Annotated in this window: 18 protein-coding genes; 8 read left to right on the top strand and 10 right to left on the bottom strand. The window is 71.7% G+C overall.

Features of this window, described 5'->3' with window-relative positions:
• The first annotated feature begins 3 nt into the window (after positions 1-3).
• From BGP79_RS12545 to BGP79_RS12520, 6 genes are all read left to right on the top strand, one after another.
• Entirely contained in the window at positions 4-507 is a 504-nt protein-coding gene (locus tag BGP79_RS12545; protein WP_076695980.1) for an SRPBCC family protein, read from the top strand.
• Positions 508-588: 81 nt separating this feature from the next.
• The gene (locus tag BGP79_RS12540) at positions 589-1,317 is read left to right on the top strand and encodes a glutamine amidotransferase (protein ID WP_076695978.1); all 729 of its coding nucleotides are present in this window, start codon (positions 589-591) and stop codon (positions 1,315-1,317) included.
• Positions 1,318-1,432: 115 nt separating this feature from the next.
• Complete coding sequence (locus tag BGP79_RS12535) at positions 1,433-2,356, top strand: carbohydrate kinase (protein ID WP_076695976.1); 924 nt, start codon at positions 1,433-1,435, stop codon at positions 2,354-2,356.
• Positions 2,357-2,438: 82 nt separating this feature from the next.
• Positions 2,439-2,975 carry a YbhB/YbcL family Raf kinase inhibitor-like protein gene (locus BGP79_RS12530; protein WP_076695974.1) on the top strand — a complete coding sequence of 179 codons (537 nt, stop codon included), beginning with the start codon at positions 2,439-2,441 and terminating at the stop codon, positions 2,973-2,975.
• Between the two features lie 5 nt (positions 2,976-2,980).
• The gene (locus BGP79_RS12525) at positions 2,981-3,892 is read left to right on the top strand and encodes an HAD family hydrolase (protein WP_076695972.1); all 912 of its coding nucleotides are present in this window, start codon (positions 2,981-2,983) and stop codon (positions 3,890-3,892) included.
• Positions 3,892-4,713, top strand: coding sequence for a glycerophosphodiester phosphodiesterase family protein (locus BGP79_RS12520; RefSeq protein WP_076695971.1), 822 nt, complete (start codon positions 3,892-3,894; stop codon positions 4,711-4,713). Before BGP79_RS12525 ends, BGP79_RS12520 begins: the two co-directional genes overlap by 1 nt.
• A gap of 83 nt (positions 4,714-4,796) precedes the next feature.
• Here the strand turns inward: BGP79_RS12520 and BGP79_RS12515 are convergent, their stop codons facing one another.
• The 4 genes from BGP79_RS12515 to BGP79_RS12500 all read right to left on the bottom strand — a co-directional run bounded on the left by BGP79_RS12515 (position 4,797) and on the right by BGP79_RS12500 (position 8,353).
• Positions 4,797-5,438: a helix-turn-helix domain-containing protein gene (locus BGP79_RS12515; RefSeq protein WP_076695969.1), complete on the bottom strand. Its 642-nt coding sequence runs from the start codon at positions 5,436-5,438 to the stop codon at positions 4,797-4,799.
• Entirely contained in the window at positions 5,438-5,872 is a 435-nt protein-coding gene (locus BGP79_RS12510; RefSeq protein WP_076695967.1) for a VOC family protein, read from the bottom strand. The genes BGP79_RS12515 and BGP79_RS12510 overlap by 1 nt, the downstream gene beginning before the upstream one ends.
• A gap of 80 nt (positions 5,873-5,952) precedes the next feature.
• On the bottom strand, positions 5,953-6,855 hold the full coding sequence (locus tag BGP79_RS12505; RefSeq protein WP_076695965.1) for a DNA-formamidopyrimidine glycosylase family protein: 903 nt from the start codon (positions 6,853-6,855) through the stop codon (positions 5,953-5,955).
• A gap of 181 nt (positions 6,856-7,036) precedes the next feature.
• Entirely contained in the window at positions 7,037-8,353 is a 1,317-nt protein-coding gene (locus BGP79_RS12500) for a uracil-xanthine permease family protein (RefSeq protein WP_076695963.1), read from the bottom strand.
• Between the two features lie 170 nt (positions 8,354-8,523).
• Here BGP79_RS12500 and BGP79_RS12495 point away from each other — a divergent pair, with 170 nt between their 5' ends.
• Positions 8,524-9,144, top strand: coding sequence for a malonic semialdehyde reductase (locus BGP79_RS12495; RefSeq protein ID WP_076695961.1), 621 nt, complete (start codon positions 8,524-8,526; stop codon positions 9,142-9,144).
• Between the two features lie 84 nt (positions 9,145-9,228).
• Here BGP79_RS12495 and BGP79_RS12490 read toward each other — a convergent pair whose 3' ends face one another.
• The 5 genes from BGP79_RS12490 to BGP79_RS12470 all read right to left on the bottom strand — a co-directional run bounded on the left by BGP79_RS12490 (position 9,229) and on the right by BGP79_RS12470 (position 16,778).
• Positions 9,229-10,749: a metallophosphoesterase gene (locus BGP79_RS12490; RefSeq protein ID WP_083701882.1), complete on the bottom strand. Its 1,521-nt coding sequence runs from the start codon at positions 10,747-10,749 to the stop codon at positions 9,229-9,231.
• A gap of 118 nt (positions 10,750-10,867) precedes the next feature.
• Positions 10,868-12,517, bottom strand: a complete 1,650-nt coding sequence (pgm, locus tag BGP79_RS12485; protein ID WP_198928477.1) for a phosphoglucomutase (alpha-D-glucose-1,6-bisphosphate-dependent) — start codon at positions 12,515-12,517, stop codon at positions 10,868-10,870.
• Between the two features lie 107 nt (positions 12,518-12,624).
• On the bottom strand, positions 12,625-13,683 hold the full coding sequence (locus BGP79_RS12480) for an LLM class flavin-dependent oxidoreductase (RefSeq protein WP_076695957.1): 1,059 nt from the start codon (positions 13,681-13,683) through the stop codon (positions 12,625-12,627).
• 107 nt (positions 13,684-13,790) lie between these two features.
• Complete coding sequence (locus BGP79_RS12475) at positions 13,791-15,269, bottom strand: peptide MFS transporter (protein WP_076695955.1); 1,479 nt, start codon at positions 15,267-15,269, stop codon at positions 13,791-13,793.
• Between the two features lie 63 nt (positions 15,270-15,332).
• Positions 15,333-16,778, bottom strand: a complete 1,446-nt coding sequence (locus tag BGP79_RS12470) for an amidase (protein WP_076695953.1) — start codon at positions 16,776-16,778, stop codon at positions 15,333-15,335.
• 55 nt (positions 16,779-16,833) lie between these two features.
• Between BGP79_RS12470 and BGP79_RS12465 the strand changes: the two genes are divergently transcribed.
• Positions 16,834-17,475 carry a MarR family winged helix-turn-helix transcriptional regulator gene (locus BGP79_RS12465; protein ID WP_076695951.1) on the top strand — a complete coding sequence of 214 codons (642 nt, stop codon included), beginning with the start codon at positions 16,834-16,836 and terminating at the stop codon, positions 17,473-17,475.
• A gap of 4 nt (positions 17,476-17,479) precedes the next feature.
• Here the strand turns inward: BGP79_RS12465 and idi are convergent, their stop codons facing one another.
• Positions 17,480-18,070, bottom strand: a complete 591-nt coding sequence (gene idi, locus BGP79_RS12460) for an isopentenyl-diphosphate Delta-isomerase (RefSeq protein ID WP_076695949.1) — start codon at positions 18,068-18,070, stop codon at positions 17,480-17,482.
• Positions 18,071-18,082 lie beyond the last annotated feature (12 nt).

The following is an 18,082-nucleotide window of genomic DNA, read 5'->3' as shown; positions in this document are numbered from 1 at the left end:
GCCATGGCGAACCACACGAGCGAGCACGCTCACGACCCGGGTCACCACGACTCCCGCGTCGTCGTCTCCCGCGTCATCGACGCCCCCGCCGGTGACATCTTCAACCTCCTCACCAACCCGGCGAAGCACCGCGAGTTCGACGGCTCCGGGTTCCTCCGGTCCGAGGACCGCAGCTTCCGCATCAGCAAGGTCGGCGACGTGTTCACCATGAACATGGAGGGCGACCACATGGGCGGGGAGTACCAGACGGACAACCACGTCACCGCCTACGACGAGAACAAGATGGTCGGCTGGAAGACCGCGCCGGCCGGCACCGAGCCCCCGGGATGGGAGTGGCTGTGGGAGCTGGCGGCGCAGGGCGCCGACGCCACCGAGGTCACCCTGACCTACGACTGGGGCAAGGTCACCGACAAGGAACTGCTGAAGAAGGTCTCGTTCCCGCTGGTGAGCAAGGACCAGCTGGAGCACTCCCTCGGCCTGCTGGCCGGAGCGGTCGTCAAGAGCTGACAGCACGTCCTGCGTTCCCTCCGCGGGCCCCGGCCATCTCGGCCGGGGCCCGCGGTGTGTTCGGCTGACTAGGATCGCAGGGTGAAGCCGTTCCTCCTCCTGTCCACCCGCGACCACGACGGGGCTGCGGCCGGGGAGCTGGACTCCTTCCTCGCCTTCACGGGTCTGCCGCCCGAGCGGCTGGACCGCATCCGGCTGGTGCTCGACCCCGACGCCGACATCGAGCTCGGCCGGTACGCCGGTGTCCTGCTCGGCGGCAGCCCCTTCAACTCCTCGGACCCGCTGGACGAGAAGTCCGCCGTCCAGGTGGCGGTCGAGGCGCGGTTGCGGCAGCTGCTCGACACGATCGTCGCCCAGGATGTGCCCTTCCTCGGCGCCTGCTACGGCGTCGGGACCCTCGGGGTGTTCACCGGCGGCGTCGTCGACCGGACCTGGGCGGAGCCGATCAGCGCGGTGCGGGTGACGCTGACGCCGGAGGCGGCCGGCGACCCGATCTGCGCGGACCTGCCGGACGCCTTCGACGCCTATGTCGGGCACAAGGAGGCGGTGCGCGACCTGCCGCCCGGTGCCGTCCTGCTCGCCTCCTCGGCCACCTGCCCGGTGCAGATGTTCCGGCTCAAGCAGAATCTCTACGCCACCCAGTTCCACCCCGAGCTGGACGCTGCGGCCCTCGCGCAGCGGATCGAGGTCTACAAGTACGAGGGCTACTTCCCTCCCGAGACCGCCGAGGAGCTCAAGGCGGAGATCGCCGCGGCCGACGTCGAGGCCTCCCACGCCATCCTGCGCCGCTTCGTCGAGCGCTACGGCTGAGCCCCGCCCTCCTTCCTTCCTTCCGCCAGCTCGTCATCAGATGTCGCATCCGCCCTCCCGGAGGGCCCCGATGCGACATCTATTGACGAGCTGGCGTGCAGTGTAGGTTCGCTGCATGCTGACAGTCATCGGGGAAGCGCTCGTCGACGTGGTGCAGCGCGCCGGGGAGCCGCAACGGGCCCACGTCGGCGGCAGCCCACTGAACGTCGCCGTCGGGCTGGCCCGGCTCGGGCACCCGACCCAGTTCATCGGCCGCTACGGCCAGGACCCCTATGGCGACCTGATCGAGGGGCACCTGCGCTCCAACGCGGTGCTCACCCCGTGGCCGGCCGACACCGGGCGCACCAGCGTCGCGGCCGCCCGGCTCCGGCCCGACGGCAGCGCGGACTACGACTTCGACCTGCACTGGGAGCTGCCCGGGCTCCTCGGCGCGCTGCCGCGGCTGCTGGCCGGCACCACGCTGGTGCACACCGGCTCGATCGCCACGATGCTCGACCCCGGGGCCCGGCAGGTCCTGGCCGCCGTCGAGCACGCCCGGCCCGCCGCGACCATCGGCTTCGACCCGAACTGCCGGCCCTCCATCATCACCGACGTGGACCACGCGCGGGAGCGGGCCGAGCGCTTCGCCGCCCTGGCCGACGTGGTCAAGGCCTCCGACGAGGACCTGGCGTGGCTCTACCCGGACCGCACGCTCGAGGAGGCGGCCGCCGCGTGGCTCGACCTCGGGCCGGGGATCGTCGTCGTCACCCGTGGCGCGGACGGACCCTGGGCGGTGTGCCGGGCCGGGTCGACGGCGGTGCCCGGTGCCCGCGTGGACGTGGTGGACACCGTGGGGGCGGGCGACTCCTTCATGGCGGCGCTGCTCTCCTCCGTCGTGGACCGCGGCTGGGACGGCTCCGCGCAGCGGGACCGGCTCGCCGCCGTCACCGTCGAGGAGCTGGGGGAGATCCTCCGGTTCTGCACCGCGGCCGCCGGCGTCACCGTCTCCCGGGCCGGTGCGAACCCGCCGACCCGGCACGAGGTACCCCGCGGGCACTGACCGCGCGGGACGAGGCGGGCCGGGTGTGCTCGGCGTCGTCGGTAGGCTGGACGCAGCACACCCATCCCGCGAGAGGACCACGATGACCTCCATCGACCCGTACGACGAGCTGCCCTTCGTTCCCGCCTTCACGGTGACGTCCGAGAGCATCACCGACGGCGCCCCGCTGAACGCGCCGCAGCGCAGCGGTGCCATGGGCATCGCCGGCGGCCAGGACCAGTCCCCGCAGCTGACCTGGAGCGACTTCCCGTCCGAGACGGAGAGCTTCGCCGTGACCGTGTTCGACCCGGACGCGCCCACCGCGAGCGGTTTCTGGCACCTGGCCGTGTTCAACCTGCCGGTCTCGACGACGTCGCTGCCCGCCGGCCCCGGGGAGGGCAAGCTGCCCGAGCTGCCCGAGGGCGCCGTCGCGCTGCGCAACGACGCCGGCTACCCGGGCTTCGTCGGCGCCGCCCCGCCCGCCGGGCACGGACCGCACCGGTACATGGTCGTCGTGCACGCGCTCGACGTGGACCACCTGGACATCCCCGCCGACGCCAGCCCCGCCTACCTCGGCTTCAACCTGTTCAGCCACAGCATCGGCCGCGCCCGGATCACCGGCACCCACGAGGAGAAGTAACGCCCGTGCGGCTGATCGCCAGCGACCTGGACGGCACCATCGTCGGCCACGACGGGAAGATCACGGCCCGCACGGTGGCCGCCTTCGACGCGGCGCGGGCCGCCGGTGTCGGCATCGTCTTCGTCACCGGCCGGCCCCCGCGCTGGCTGGACCCGCTGGTGGACCAGATCGGACACGAGGGCCTGGTGATCTGCTCCAACGGGGCGATCCTGTACGACCTCGGGCAGCACCGCGTGCTCTCCCGCACAACGATCGCCGCGGACGACGTGTTCGAGGTGCGGCAGCGGATCGAGCAGGCGTTCCCGGATGCCCGCTTCGCCCTCGAGTCGATCGCCGGTTTCGTCGTCGAGCCGGGGTTCCTCGACATCGAGAGCATCGAGCTGACCGAGCTGGAGCCGCAGTGGATCAGCGACGTGCTGCCCCGCCGGGCGCGCGTCGCCGCCGACGTCGAGGAGGAGATCCCCGACGACGAGTCGGTGGTCAAGTTCCTCGCCAAGCACCCGACGCTGACGCCGGACGAGTTCCTCGCGCAGGTGCGGGAGCTGGTCAGCGACGTCGTCGCCGTCACCCACTCGAGCCCCGGCGTCGCCCTCGTCGAGATGGCGCCGCACGGCATCAACAAGGCGGTCACCCTCGCCCGGTACGCCGAGCACCACGACATCGAGGCCAGCGAGGTGTACGCGTTCGGCGACATGCCCAACGACCGGCAGATGCTGCGCTGGGCCGGTCACGGGTACGCCATGGCCAGTGGGCACCCGGAGGCCCGGGAGGCCACCGCGAACCTCGCCCCGCCCTTCGCCGAGGACGGGGTCGCCCAGGTGATCGAGCGGGTGCTGGCCGCCGATGGTGACACCGATCCCGATGCCGCCGATCCCGGCGCCCCGGCCTCGGGGACGCCGGACCCCGCGCGCGCCTGATGCCCCGCCTGCCCGGCCGGCGGCCGTCGTACCTGGTCAACGACGTCGACGGGATCGCGCGGCCGAAGGGGCTCGCCCACCGCGGGTTCGCACCGGGCGGCGGGGAGAACTCCCTGGCCGCCGTGGGCGCGGCCGTGCAGCTCGGCTGCGGGTGGGTCGAGACCGACGTGCAGGCCAGCGCCGACGGCGAGCTCTTCGTCTTCCACGACGACACCCTGGACCGGGTGACGGGGTCCGCCGGCCGCATCTCGGCGATGACGGCGGAGCAGGTGCGGGCCGTGCACGTCGACGGCACGGATCCGATCCCGACCCTGGCCGAGGTGCTCGGCCGGTTCCCGCGCCTGCGCCTGAACATCGACGTCAAGACCGCCGCCGGCGTCGCGCCCCTCGCCGACGTCATCGAGCGATTCGGCGTCCACGACCGGGTGCTCGTCGCGTCCTTCTCCGATCGGCGCCGCCGTGCGGTGCTGCGCCGGATGACCCGGCCGGTCGCCACGTCCGCGGGCACCGCGCTCACGGCCGTGTGGGTGCTCGCGTCGGCCCTGCCTGTGCTGGCGCCGGTCGCCAAGCGGCTGCTGCGCGACGTCGACGCGTTCCAGGTACCCGAGCGGCAGCGGATCCTCGGTGCGGCCCTGCCCGTCGTGACCGACCGCAGCATCGCGCTCGCCCACCGGTGGGGCCTGGAGGTGCACGTGTGGACGATCGACCACGCCGCGGACATGCGCCGGCTGCTCGACGCGGGCGTCGACGGCATCGTCAGCGACCGGGCGGACGTGCTGGCGCAGGTCCTGGCGGAGCGGGGCGCCTGGCCGCAGAGCTGAGGCGGCCCTCCCCATGGCCAGCTCGTCCCGTCGAGGTGCCATACGTGGGCGGATGGAACATCCAATGGCGAGCTGGCGCGGGGTCAGGCCGCCAGGTGGAATGTGTGCGCGAACCGGCCGAGGAGGTCCCCGCGGCCGTGCAGCACCTCGACGGCGCCGGTGTCGATCGCGCGATCCGGCGCGAGTTCGCCGGAGATCAGCCGGTGGATGGCAGGGCCCGCGGCGAAGGCGAGGTCGGCCGGACCGTCCCCCCGCGCGACGTCGAGGGCGGTGCCGTCCACCCGGATGAGCAACTCGGCCTCGCCGACGTGCGCGGCATAGGCGGTGGGGGGCAGCGCGAGGGCCACCTGCGGCCGGAAGGCGGTACGCAGATCGATGGTCATCGAATCCGGCGTGATGATCTGCTCCTCCCGCGCCTCACCCATCGCCTTGAACCCCCACGCCCCGAGCGCCAGCACCACCGGCTCGAGCTCGCGTCCGAACGCCGTCAGCTCGTAGACGATGACGCGGGAGCGCGGTGCCCGGCGCAGCACGCCGGCCGCCTGCAGCTCCTTCAGCCGTGCCGCCAGGATGTTCGTCGGGATCCGGGGCAGACCCGCGGCGAGTTCGCCGTAGCGGCGTGGCCCGACGAGCAGGTCACGGACGATCAGCATCGCCCAGCGCTCGCCGACCAGTTCCAGGGCACGCGTCACGCCGGAGTACTGTCCGTACTCGCGTGCCGCCATCAGGCCCGCTGGTCGGTGTACGCCTCGGGGCCCTGCTCGGCGGCCACCGGGTCCATCCAGCCGAACTCGAGGACGTTGCCGTCCGGATCCGTGAGCTGGCGCTGGTACATGAAGCCGTAGTCGGAGGCGGGGCGCGGCTCGGAGCCGCCCGCGGCGAGGCCGTCGGCGACGGCCTTGTCGACCGCGTCCTTGCTGTCGTGGAAGATCGCGGTGGAGACCGACGGGTTGACCGCCGGGTCGCCGATCGGCAGGTCGGTGAAGGTCTGGAAGTAGTCGCGCACCAGGATCATGAAGTAACTGTGGCCGTCCTCGACCACGACGCAGGCCGCGTTGTGGTCGCTGAACTGCGGATTGATGGTGAAACCGATCGCCGTGTAGAACGCCTTGGCGCGCTCCAGGTCGGTCACCGGCAGGTTGACGAACATGGCAGTCATCGGAGGCTCCTCAGGAGTGGTGAGGTGATGACCGCCATACTTGTAAAAAACAAGTGCCGCGTCAAGGGGTCAGGAACGGGCTACTTCAGGAATTTCGACGTCCGGCGGTCCGCGAGCGGCTTGCCGCCGGTCTGGCACGTCGGGCAGTACTGCAGCGACGAGTCGGCGAACGAGACCTCCCGGACGGTATCGCCGCACACCGGGCACGTCTCGCCGGTGCGGCCGTGCACCGCCATCGACGAGCGCTTGGAGTCCTTCAACTCGGCGGCCGGCTTGCCCGCCGACGCCGCGATCGCCGCGTCCAGCGTCGTGTGCATCGCCGTGTAGAGCCGGCCGACCTCCTCGTCGGGAAGCTTGGCGGCGATCGCGAAGGGGGAGAGTTTCGCCGCGTGCAGGATCTCGTCGCTGTAGGCGTTGCCGATCCCGGCGATGATCGACTGGTCCCGCAGGAGGCCCTTGATCTGGCCGCGGTGCCCCGCGAGCATGCCGGCGAAGTCCGACGCGCTCAGCGTCAGGGCCTCGGGGCCGAGGGTGGCGAGGCCGTGCACGTCCATCGGATCGTCGACGACGTAGACGGCGAGGGCCTTCTTCGTGCCCGCCTCGGTCAGCTCGAATCCGACGCCGCCGTCGGACGCGCCGTCCACCTCGAGCCGCAGCGCCACCGGGCTCTTCCCGGGCCGCAGGGGCCGCGCGGGCGGGTTGGTCAGCCAGCGCAGCCAGCCGGCGCGGGCGAGATGGAAGACGAGGTGGACGCCGTCGCAGTCCAGGTCGATGTACTTGCCGAAGCGGGCGACGCCGGTGATCTCGGCCCCGGCGATCGCGTCCAGCGGCGGGACGGCCGTCTTGAGCACCGCGAAGGAGCCGAGGGAGACGCCGGTGACGTGAGCGCCGCCGTCGAGCGTCTCCCCGTCGGGCGTCACCCGGTGCACGAGGCGGGCATCGAGGAAGTCGACGAGGGCCTGGACCTGCGGCATCTCCGGCATGGCGTCAGCGTACCGGGGACGTCAACTCGGGGCCGGCGAGGCCGGCATCGCCGTCATGAGCAGAGCGTGAGTCAGCGGTTCCCGCCCGAGTGCCCTGCTCAGAGAGCCCCGCATTCGGGCAGAACACGCTGCCTCACCGCCGGAACTCCCGTGATCGGACGCCGCCGGCCCGGCGTCGGGCTCAGCCGAGCTGGCTGGGCTCCGCGCCGACGTCCTCGAGGTGCTCGGGATCCTGCACGGCCTTCGTGAACCGGTTGATCGCCGTCATGCCGTGGAAGAGCACGAGGGCCGCGGCGGTGCCGAGCGCGATGCCGGCGAAGGTCAGGTCGCCGACCACCCAGGTGACGTCGGCGATGCCGATCACGAGGGCCACGGCGGCCGTCGTCAGGTTGATCGGGTTGGCGAAGTTGACCCGGTTCTGCACCCAGATCCGCACGCCGAGCATGCCGATCATGCCGTAGAGCAGGATGGCGGCGCCGCCGAGCACGCCCGGGGGCACCGTGGCGATCGCGGCGCCGAACTTGGGGGAGAAGCTCAGTACCAGGGCGGTGATCGCCGCGACCCAGTACGCCGCGGTCGAGTAGACCTTCGTGGCGGCCATGACGCCGATGTTCTCCGCGTAGGTGGTCGTGCCCGAACCGCCGCCGGCCCCCGCGAGCACGGTGGCCAGCCCGTCCGACATCAGGGCGCGGCCGGTCAGGTCGTCGAGGTTGCGCCCGGTCATCAGGGCCACGGACTTCACGTGTCCGATGTTCTCCGCGATCAGCACGAGCACGACGGGCACGAACAGGCCGACGACGGAGAGGTGCAGCTCGGGCGCGGTGAACGGGGGCAGGCCCACCCAGGCGGCCTTCTCGACGGCCGCGAAGTCGACCTCGCCGCGGAGGACGGCGACGACGTAGCCGAGCGCGACGCCGACGAGGATCGCCAGGCGGCCGAGGATGCCGCGGAACAGGACCGTGGCCAGCACGATCGCGAGCAGCGTGACGACCGCCGTCACCGGCCCCTTCTCCAGGTTGGCGCGGGCGCTCGGTGCGAGGTTCAGGCCGATCAGGGCGACGATGGCGCCCGTGACGACCGGCGGCATCAGCACCTGCAACCACCGGCTGCCGGCCACCTGGACGATCAGGCCCACGAGGAACAGCACGACGCCCGCCAGCAGCACGCCGCCGAGCGCGCCGCCCATGCCGTGCTGGTTGGTCGCGGCGCCGATCGGGGCGATGAACGCGAAGCTCGAGCCGAGGTAGCTGGGCACCCGGCCGGCCGTGATGACCAGGAACAGCAGGGTGCCGATGCCGGAGAAGAACAGCGTGGTGGCCGGCGGGAAGCCGGTGAGCAGCGGGACGAGGAACGTGGCGCCGAACATGGCGACGACGTGCTGCATGCCGATGCCGATGGTCCGCGGCCAGCTCAGCCGCTCGTCCGGGGCGACGACCTCGCCCGGCCGGACGGTGCGTCCGTCGCCGTGCAGCGTCCACGAGAATCCGGGCAGTGCCATGACGTCCCCTTCCGGGCGGGTGTTCGAGAGCCGCAGGACAGACTATGCGACCGGCGCCGCCCCCGGCCGCCGCGGTGCTGTGATCAACACGACAGCGGGCCCGGGAATCCGGTCGGCCGCCGCTCCGGTTGACGCCCGTGGATCAGTCATGACATGCCAGGAGGACAACGATGACCACCGAGATCGCCGAGACCGTGCTGGACGAGCACGCCGCCGACCTGCTGTTCCGTGAGGGACGCACCGCCAACACGTTCACCGACGAGCCCGTCTCCGACGAGCAGCTGCGCGCCGTCTGGGACCTCGCCAAGATGGGCCCGACCGCCTTCAACAGTCAGCCGCTGCGCGTGACCTGGGTCCGCGACGGCGCCGCCCGTGAGCGGCTGCTGACCCACATGGCCAAGGGCAACCAGGCCAAGACCGTGGCCGCGCCCGTCGTCGCCGTCCTCTCCTTCGACGCCCACTGGCACCGCCGGTTCGACGACTTCATGCCGGGGATGCCCGAGCGCACCGCGCCGATGGCGGAGAACTTCGCCGCGAACGAGGCTCTGAGCCACCAGATCGCGAACAACAACGCGAACATGCAGGCCGGGTACTTCATCCTCGCCGTCCGGGCGATGGGCCTCGACGCCGGCCCGATGAGCGGGTTCGACGCTCCCGGCCTGGACGCGGACTTCTTCCCCGACGGCTCGCAGAAGTCCTTCGCCGTCGTCAACATCGGTCACGCCGGTGAGGCCGCCTGGGGCGACGCCAAGCCGCGCTACTCCTTCGAGGACGCGACCTCGACCCTCTGAGTCACCGCACCGCCGACACACGCCGGCCCGCCGAGAATCATCTCGACGGGCCGGCGTTTGTCGTGTGCGGCGTGGTGGAGCGGCCTACTTGATGAACGTCAGGCCGCTGAAGGACGCGTTGTAGGGGAACGTGACGTTCCCGTGCGAACCGTAGACGCGGGTGCTGGCCGTGCCGGTGGCGGTGTTGATCTCGACGATCCGCACCGGGTTGGTCGTGTTCGAGTGGAACGTGCCCAGCATCGAGGTGATCTTGTTGCCGTGCACGCCGGTGTCGGTGCGGTACGCCGACTGACCCACGTGACCCGAGAACACGAAGCGGATGTTCGCGTACTGGCTGATCAGCCGGTCGTACAGGTACTGCGGCGTCGTCGAGCCGTACTCGGAGCTGGTCGAGATGGCGCCCGTGGGCGTGAGGTACGAGTGGGTCTCGACGATCACGTTGTACGACGGGTGGGAGGCGACGACGCTCCTGGCCCAGTCCACGACCGCGGGGCGCGGCCACAGCTCGAGGTTCAGGGAGAGCCACTTGACGCCGCCCGCGGTGAAGGTGCGGTACCCGTTGTCCACCTTGCCGGCCTCGTAGAACGTCTCGCCGGGGAAGCGCGACGTCGGGAAGAACCGGTTGAACGTGGTGGTGTCCCGGACGCCCACGCGAGCGCTCTTGCCGGGGCAGCCCCCGCCTCCGGGGCAGACGGCCGCGGTGTCGTGGTTGCCGATGGTCATCTGGTAGGGGACGCCGGCCCGGTCCAGCGGGGCCATGGCGGCGCTGGCGACGGTGAACTGCGCGGGGTCCTTGTCGCCCCAGTTCACGACGTCACCGGTGTGCAGCACGTACCGCAGGTCGAGCTTGGTCCGGTTGGCGAGCAGCCAGTTGGTGCGTTCGAGGAACCGGCCGCTGGAGCCGACCTCCTGCTGCGTGTCCGGGTACACCGCGATGCTGAACGTGGTGTCAGCGGTCGGCGCCGGGGCCGTCACCGGCGGTGGCGGAGGAGCGGCCACCGGGGGCGCGGCAACCGGGGGAGCGGCGACCGCGCGGAGCGGGGCGACGTGGAAGGCCTTGCCCTCCGAGCGCCACCCGGTCGCGGCGGCCCGCTTGTCGAGCGTCCCGCCGGCGACACCGAGCAGGTGCATGTTGCCCTTGACGAATCGCTTGACCGGCACGGTGCAGGCCGACGGCGCCGGGGCGGCGTAGAAGGAGACTCCCTGCTTCACGTAGCCCCCGTGGGCGACGCGCGTGGCGATCTCCGTGGCGGAGAAGGTCAGGACGAAGTCGTTGGTGCGGGGGTTGAAGAGGCGGTAGACCGGGACCAGACCGCTCGCCGGCGTCACGGAGACCTTGAACTGCGGTCCCCACTTGTTGGCGAAGCCGGTGGCCCGGGCGGCCTCGGCGGCCGACGTGGTCACGAGGGAGGCGTTGTTCTTCTGGTTGTGGATCTGGTACGCGAGGTCGTCGAGGGCCCGGCAGGACGCGGCGGACAGGACCGTGGGCGCCGGGGCGGTCGGAGCGGGTGCGGCATGGGCGACCGTCGGCGCACCGAGGCCGACCATCGTCACAGCGGCCGCGGCCGACCAGGACAGGGTGGATCTGAGAGACCTGAGAGACATGGGAAACCCTTGGGGGAGTTGGTCACGATTGCGTCACGGGGTTGACGACATCGAGAGTAACCCCGGATCCGCGCGGATGGAACGATCGGCGCGGATCCGGCGGGCGGCCCTCCCTCGCTCAGGAGATGACGGAATCCACCAGCTTCTTCGCCTCGGCCTGCACCTCGGTCAGGTGGTCCGCTCCGACGAATGATTCCGCGTAGATCTTGTAGACGTCCTCCGTGCCGGAGGGCCGCGCCGCGAACCACGCCTTGTCGGTGGTGACCTTCAGCCCGCCGATCGCGGCACCGTTGCCGGGCGCCTCGGTCAGCTTCGCGGTGATCGGATCCCCGGCCAGGGAATCCGCGGTGACCTGCTCGGGGCTGAGCTTGCCGAGCTTGGCCTTCTGGTCCCGGTCGGCGGCCGCGTCGATCCGCGCGTACACGGGGTCGCCGAACTCGGCGGTCAGCTCGCCGTACCGCACGGCCGGGGTCTTGCCGGTGACGGCGGTGATCTCCGAGGCGAGCAGGCACAACAGGATGCCGTCCTTGTCCGTCGACCACGGCTGCCCGTCGCGGGTCAGGAACGAGGCGCCCGCGGACTCCTCGCCGCCGAACGCGATGCCGCCGTCGAGCAGGCCGGAGACGAACCACTTGAAGCCGACCGGCACCTCGATCAGCTTCCGGCCGGTGCTGGCCGCGACCTTGTCGATGATCGAGGAGGAGACGAGCGTCTTGCCGATCGCGGACGTGGCCGGCCAGCCGTCGCGGTGCCGGAACAGGTAGTCGATGGCGACGGCGAGGTAGTGGTTCGGGTTCATCAGCGCCCGGGTGCCGTCCGGGCCGGCGCACACGATGCCGTGCCGGTCCGCGTCAGCGTCGTTGCCGGTGGCGATGTCGTAGTCCCCGGCCTTCTCGATCAGCGAGGCCATGGCGTAGGGGGAGGAGCAGTCCATCCGGATCTTCTCGTCCCAGTCCAGCGTCATGAACGCCCACTGCGGGTCGACGGTCGGGTTGACGACGGTCAGGTTCAGCCCGTGCCGTTCCCCGATGGCACCCCAGTAGTCCACGGACGCACCGCCGAGCGGGTCGGCGCCGATGCGCAGCCCGGAGTTCCTGATGGCGTCCAGGTCGAGCACCTGCGGCAGGTCGTCGACGTAGTTGGCGAGGAAGTCGTGGGTGCCGACGACGTCGGCGGTGCGGGCCTGCTCGATCGGGATCCGTTTGACGCCGCGGTTGTCCTCGCCGAGCAGCTCGTTGGCGCGGTTGGCGATCCAGCCGGTGGCGTCGGTGTCCGCCGGGCCGCCGTTCGGCGGGTTGTACTTGAAGCCGCCGTCGGCGGGCGGGTTGTGGCTCGGGGTGACGACGATGCCGTCGGCCGTCTCGGCGTTCTTCCCACTCCGGTTCCAGGTCAGGATCGCGTGGCTGAGCGCCGGGGTGGGGGTGTAGCCGTCCCGGGCGTCGATCAGCGTGGTCACGCCGTTCGCGGCGAGCACCTCGAGCGCCGTGTTCTGCGCGGGGTCGGAGAGGGCGTGCGTGTCCTTGGCGAGGAACAGCGGGCCGGTGATGTTCTGCCCGGCGCGGTACTCGACGATCGCCTGCGTGATGGCGGCGATGTGCGCCTCGTTGAAGGCGCCCTTCAGGCTCGAGCCGCGGTGACCGGACGTGCCGAAGGCGACGCGCTGCGCCGGATCGGAGAGATCGGGCTTGCGGTCGTAGTACGCGTCCAGCAGGGCGGACACGTCGATGAGGTCGCTGGGGAGGGCCACGGTGCCCGCACGGTTTGCCATGCGTCCAAGCATGTCAGAGCGGGCGACGCCGTCAACAGGGGGCCGGGCGCCGGAGTCATGGCCCTCCCTCGTCGACGAGGGCGTCGAGGAGGGTCGAGCGGTGCGCCTCAGCCCGCCGTGACCGCTCCCGCCGGCCGCCAGCCGATGGCCGGGGCGATGTGATCGGCGATGGTGGCCAGCATCCGGGTGTTGTAGTCGACGCCGAGCTGGTTCGGCACGGTCAGCAGCACGGTGTCCGCGGCCTGCACGGCGGCGTCGTTGGCGAGCTGCGCCGCGATCACGTCCGGCTCGCCCGTGAAGGACGGGCCGAAGCGGGCGAGGGTCTGGGCATCGACGTAGCCGACCTGGTCACCCTCGGCCCCGTCACGGTCGCCGAAGTACCTCCGGTCCTCGTCGGTGACGAGCGGGATGACGCTGCGGCTGACGGAGACGCGGGGCTCCCGGTCCCAGCCGGCCTCGGCCCACGCGGCCCGGAACTGGGCGATCTGCTCGGCCTGCGCCTGGTCGAAGGGCACACCGGTGTCCTCGGTCAGCAGGGTCGAGGACATCAGGTTCATGCCCTGGTTCGCCGCCCACACCGCGGAGGAGCGGGTGCCGGAGCCCCACCAGATCCGGTCGCCGAGGCCGGGGGAGAGGGGCTGCAGACCGACGACGGCGTCGGAGCGGCCGGTGGTGCGCGGGTCCGCGTGGGCGACGCCGGCTCCCGCGATCGCGGCACGGAACACGGCGGTGTGCTGGCGGGCCAGGTCGGCGTCACTGGTGCCCTCGGCGGGCACGTAGCCGAACGCCTCGTAGCCGTTCAGCGCGGACGACGGCGTGCCCCGGCTGATGCCCAGCTGCAGCCGACCGCCGGCGATCAGGTCCGCCGCGGAGGCCTCCTCCGCGGCGTAGAGCGGGTTCTCGTAGCGCATGTCGATCACGCCGGTGCCGATCTCGATGCGCGACGTCCGGGCGCCGATCGCGGCCAGCAGCGGGTAGGGGGCGGCGAGCTGCCGCTCGAAGTGGTGCACCCGGAAGTACGCGCCGTCGATCCCGAGCTCCTCCGCGGCGACCGCCAGCTCGATCGACTGGGTCAACGCGTCCGCGGCACTGCGCGTGTGCGGTCCGGACGGATGCCAGTGACCGAAGGAGAGGAAGCCGATACGCGTGGGATGACCTGCATTCATGTGCACGGAAACGCCGGAGGGCGGCCGGGCTATTCCGACCGCCCTCCGGTGTACCGCGGGTCAGGCCCGCATGTCAGGACGGCGCGTCAGCGCTCGCCGGAGTCGACCTAGTGCACGCCGCTCATCAGCCTGCGGATCGGCTTGACGGCCAGGCCGAGCAGGACGCCGGCGACGATGCAGACGCCTCCGATGATGGCGAAGTACGGCGCCTCGTTCGTCGGGTCGTAGTACCCGGCCAGCACGCCCGCCATGGAACTGCCGAGCGCCACGGACAGGAAGAACAGCGCCACCATCTGCGTGCGGAAGCGCTCCGGCGCCAGCTTGGTCGTCACGGACAGCCCCACCGGGGACAGCAGCAGCTCCGCGAAGGTGAAGAGCAGCAGGATGCCGGCGATCACGAGCAGCGGGGTCCCGTTGGCGCCGGTGCCGACGAAGGGCAGGAACGCCAGGAACGCGATGCCCATGATCACGAGCGAGAGCGTGAACTTCAGCGGCGTCGACGGCTGCCGCGGGCCGAGCTTCGTCCACAGGGCGGCGAAGACGCCGAACAGGACGATGATGAACACCGGGTTGATGGACTGCACCCACTCGATCGGCATCTCCCAGCCGAACAGGTTCCGGTCCAGCCGGGTGTCCGAGTAGATGGTCAGCATCGAGAACTGCTGCTGGTACAAGGACCAGAACACCGCGCTGGCGATGAAGATCGGGATGAACGCGAAGACGCGGCGGCGCTCGGTCGGCGTCAGATTCGACGAGAGGATGACGGCGAAGTAAGCGATGGCCGCGATGATGGTCGCGATCACGACGAGGTTCGCGAGGTTGCCGGGGTTGATCAGACCGGTCAGCATCACGATCACGATGACGACGACGGCCGCCACGGCGATGCCCACCGCCAGGCCGTACCGGTTCCGCGGCAGCCGGTTGGGGATGTGGTGGGCCGCCTCGGGCAGGTTCTTCCGCGTGAGGGCGTACTGGACGAGGCCGATCGCCATGCCGACGGCGGCGAGGGCGAACGCCCAGTGGAAGCCGACGGTGTCGCGGACCAGGCCGGTCAGCAGCGGCCCGAACAGGGCGCCGATGTTGATGCCCATGTAGAAGATCGAGAAGCCGGCGTCGCGCCGCTCGTCACCCGCGGCGTACAGCGTGCCGACGATCGAGGTGGCGTTCGCCTTCAGGCCGCCGGAGCCGATCGCCACGAGGAGCAGGCCCACGCCGACGCCGGCCCACCCCGGCAGTACCGCCAGGCTGATGTGGCCGAGCATGATCATGAGGGCGCTGATGAACAGCACTCGCTCGGAGCCGAGGAGCCGGTCGGCGACCCACGCGCCGAGGATCGTCGACAGGTAGACGCCGCCGCCGTAGGCACCGATGATGCTGACCGCGGTCGCCTTGTCGCCGCCGAGGCCGCCCTGGGCCGCGGTGAAGTACATGTACAGGACGACGACGGCCTGCATGCCGTAGAAGGAGAAGCGCTCCCACAGTTCGACGCTGAAGATGTTGGCCAGCATGCGTGGCTGGCCGAGGAAGGTCGGGCCGCCCGTGGGCGCCGGCGACCCCGGCGCGGAGGGCGTGGTGACTGAACTCATCCTCCTATCGTGACACCGATCGCACCGCAAGGCCCATCCAGCCCGCGGCGGGAGTGACCGAGGTCACGGACGGCGCGGCTCCTCCGGCGCGGGCCGGTGGAGCAGGTCGGCGAGGGCCAGCAGCGTCGCCTCCCCGCTCGGCCGGCCGATCAGCTGCACCCCCATCGGCAGCGCCGGGGCGTCGGGCGCGGGCGCCGTCCAGTGCGTGGTCGTCGCGACGGCCGGCAGGCCGACGACGTTGAGCACCGACGTCCACGGCGTGTACTGGCACTGCCGCCGGTAGTCCGTGTCCGCGTCGAGGTCCCAGTGCACGCCCGTGTACCAGCCGACGGGCCGCGGGGTGTCCGCCATCGCGGGGGTCAGCACGGCGTCGAAGGGGGTGAACGCGGCCACCGTGTCCCACTCGACGCGCCGCAGGACGTCGAGGGCGCGGGCGAGGTCGACGGCGGACCGGGACTGCGCGCGGGCACGGAACTCGCGGGCCAGCGGGGTCAGCCGCCGCTCGGCCTCGGCGTCCAGGTCGGGCAGCCCGACGGCGGTGGTCCAGACGGCGGAGAACGCCTCGGGGTAGCGGGGGTCCCAGCGCGGGTCCACGGGTTCGACCCGGTGGCCGGCCGCCTCGAGCTCCGCGACGGCCGCGTCGAGCGCGGCGTGGGCCGCAGGGGCGATCGGCAGGTCGTAGGTCGAGGCGAACGGCGAGGCCGTGGTGACGCCGACCCGCAAGGGGCGAGCGGCGCCGCGTGCCTCACCGGCGGCGCCCGGCCTGAAGGATTCGGGCACCGCGCTGAGCGCCCGGTGGTTGACGTCCCCGGCGAGCACGTCGAGCAGCAGGGCGGCGTCGGCGGCGGTCCGGGCGAGCGGACCGGCGACGGCGAGCCGACCCAGGTCCACCTGGCCCGATCCTGTCGCGACCCGTCCACGATTCGGTTTCAGCCCGATCAGCCCGCACGCGGCCGCGGGGATCCGCACCGAGCCGCCGCCGTCCGTGCCGACCGCGAACGGCAGCATCCCGGATGCGACCGCCGCGGCACTGCCGCCGGACGAACCGCCGGGGCTCAGGCGCGGGTCCTGGGGCAGCCGGGCCGGGGGGTGGGTGAGGCTCTCGCTGTGGCAGCTCAACCCGAACTCGGGCACCGCCGTCTTGCCGAGGAGGACGACGCCGGCACGGCGCAGCGTCTCCACCAGCGGGGCGTCCTCGGCCGGGGTGATCGGGGTCAGGGCGGCCGACCCGTGGCCCGTGGGCACGCCCGCGACGTCGGCCAGGTCCTTGATGCCCATCGGCAGCCCGTGCAGGGGGCCGACCGGGCCGCTGTGGGCGAAACGTTCGTCCAGGTCGGCGGCGTCGCGCATCGCCTGGTCCGCCGTCACCGTGACGAACGCCCCGAGCGCGGGATTGCGGGCCTCGATCACCGCCAGATGATGGGCGGTGACCTCGCGGGCACTGAGCTGACCTGCGACGAGAGCATCGCGGAGGTCGAGCGCGGACAGAGTGGTGAGGGAGTCGGTCATCGCTCCCGAGGCTAACGGAGGGCCGGAACGCGCCGAAGTCTCTATCATGTCCCCTATGCGCGCAGATCGACAGGACCCGCCCCGTGGGCAGCAGTCCGCTGTCGAGCGCCACGACCGCCGGCAGCGGTCCATCGCCCAGCGACCGGGATACCCCATCCTCCTGCTGCTGCAGCGGATGACCTCCGAGATCGAGTACTACGGCGCCCGGATGCGCCGCCGGGCCGGGGTGCGGCGTACCGACATGCACGCCGTCTCCGCGGTCGTCGACGCCGAGCGCGAGGAGCAGGAGATGACGCCGGGCCGTCTCGGCACGATGCTCGGCCTGTCCTCGTCCTCGGTCACCGCCCTGGTCGACCGCCTGTGCGAGGCCGGTCACCTGGATCGCGGCACGGCCCGGGCGGACGCCCGCCGGGTCGCCCTGCACGCGAACGACACCGGCCGGCAGGTGGCCATGGAGCTGTTCGACCCCCTCGATCACGCCCTGATGGAGGTATTCGACCAGTACAGCCCGTCCGAGCTCGAGCTGTTCAGCCGGATGATCCGGGATCTCATCTCCGCCACCGCGCAGGCGGGGAACGCCGAGCGTGCCGCGACGGGCGTCACAGGCACGCGATCGCCGGAGTCGTCGTCGAACGGTGCTGCATCGAACGGTGCGGGTGTCGACCGGGACCGCGCTCGCGGTGCCGCCGACTCCTGAGGACTCAGCGGACGGCCGGGGCGGTGAACCGCTCCGGGACGGCGGCAGCGAGCAGCGGCGCCTGCTCCACGAACCAGGGGCTGAAGGCGAACGGCACGCCCGCGACGGCGTCGAGAACCCCCGCCGGATCCGACCACGCGACGTCCATCACCTCGTCCGGGCGCGGTTCCAGCGTGCCGTCGATCAGGCCCGTGAACACCGGGCACACCTCGTGCTCGACGATGCCGCTCGCGTCCACGGCGCGGTACGCGAAGTCCGGCAGCGCCATCGCCAGCCCCGTCACGCCGACGCCCAGTTCTCGCTCGGCCCGGCGTCGAACGGCGTCGGTCATCTCCTCCCCGGGGAAGGGATGCCCGCAGAAGGCGTTCGTCCACACGCCCGGCCACGCCGCCTTGCCCAGCGCTCGCCGGGTCAGCAGCACGCGGCCGTCCGCGTCGAACAGCCAGCAGGAGAACGCCAGGTGCAGCGGGGTGTCGCGGGTGTGCACCTCGGCCTTGCGGGCCACGCCCGAGGGCCGGTGGTCCTCGTCCAGCAGCACCACCAGCTCCTCCGGAGCCTCGCGGGGAGGGGCGGACGCGTCGGTGGGGATGTCCATGATGACCGATCC

The sequence above is a fragment of the Tersicoccus sp. Bi-70 genome (assembly GCF_001968825.1).
GTDB lineage: Bacteria > Actinomycetota > Actinomycetes > Actinomycetales > Micrococcaceae > Tersicoccus.
Note: the sequence above shows the minus strand (reverse complement) of the source record. Positions and strands in the feature narration are given on the sequence as shown.

Coding starts and splice junctions, on each gene's coding strand:
- BGP79_RS12545 (WP_076695980.1), top strand. CDS start 4: ATGGCGAACCACACGAGCGAGCACGCTCACGACCCGGGTCACCACGAC.
- BGP79_RS12535 (WP_076695976.1), top strand. CDS start 1,433: ATGCTGACAGTCATCGGGGAAGCGCTCGTCGACGTGGTGCAGCGCGCC.
- BGP79_RS12530 (WP_076695974.1), top strand. CDS start 2,439: ATGACCTCCATCGACCCGTACGACGAGCTGCCCTTCGTTCCCGCCTTC.
- BGP79_RS12520 (WP_076695971.1), top strand. CDS start 3,892: ATGCCCCGCCTGCCCGGCCGGCGGCCGTCGTACCTGGTCAACGACGTC.
- BGP79_RS12515 (WP_076695969.1), bottom strand. CDS start 5,438: ATGGCGGCACGCGAGTACGGACAGTACTCCGGCGTGACGCGTGCCCTG.
- BGP79_RS12510 (WP_076695967.1), bottom strand. CDS start 5,872: ATGACTGCCATGTTCGTCAACCTGCCGGTGACCGACCTGGAGCGCGCC.
- BGP79_RS12505 (WP_076695965.1), bottom strand. CDS start 6,855: ATGCCGGAGATGCCGCAGGTCCAGGCCCTCGTCGACTTCCTCGATGCC.
- BGP79_RS12500 (WP_076695963.1), bottom strand. CDS start 8,353: ATGGCACTGCCCGGATTCTCGTGGACGCTGCACGGCGACGGACGCACC.
- BGP79_RS12495 (WP_076695961.1), top strand. CDS start 8,524: ATGACCACCGAGATCGCCGAGACCGTGCTGGACGAGCACGCCGCCGAC.
- BGP79_RS12490 (WP_083701882.1), bottom strand. CDS start 10,749: ATGTCTCTCAGGTCTCTCAGATCCACCCTGTCCTGGTCGGCCGCGGCC.
- pgm (WP_198928477.1), bottom strand. CDS start 12,517: ATGGCAAACCGTGCGGGCACCGTGGCCCTCCCCAGCGACCTCATCGAC.
- BGP79_RS12480 (WP_076695957.1), bottom strand. CDS start 13,683: ATGAATGCAGGTCATCCCACGCGTATCGGCTTCCTCTCCTTCGGTCAC.
- BGP79_RS12475 (WP_076695955.1), bottom strand. CDS start 15,269: ATGAGTTCAGTCACCACGCCCTCCGCGCCGGGGTCGCCGGCGCCCACG.
- BGP79_RS12470 (WP_076695953.1), bottom strand. CDS start 16,778: ATGACCGACTCCCTCACCACTCTGTCCGCGCTCGACCTCCGCGATGCT.
- BGP79_RS12465 (WP_076695951.1), top strand. CDS start 16,834: ATGCGCGCAGATCGACAGGACCCGCCCCGTGGGCAGCAGTCCGCTGTC.
- idi (WP_076695949.1), bottom strand. CDS start 18,070: ATGGACATCCCCACCGACGCGTCCGCCCCTCCCCGCGAGGCTCCGGAG.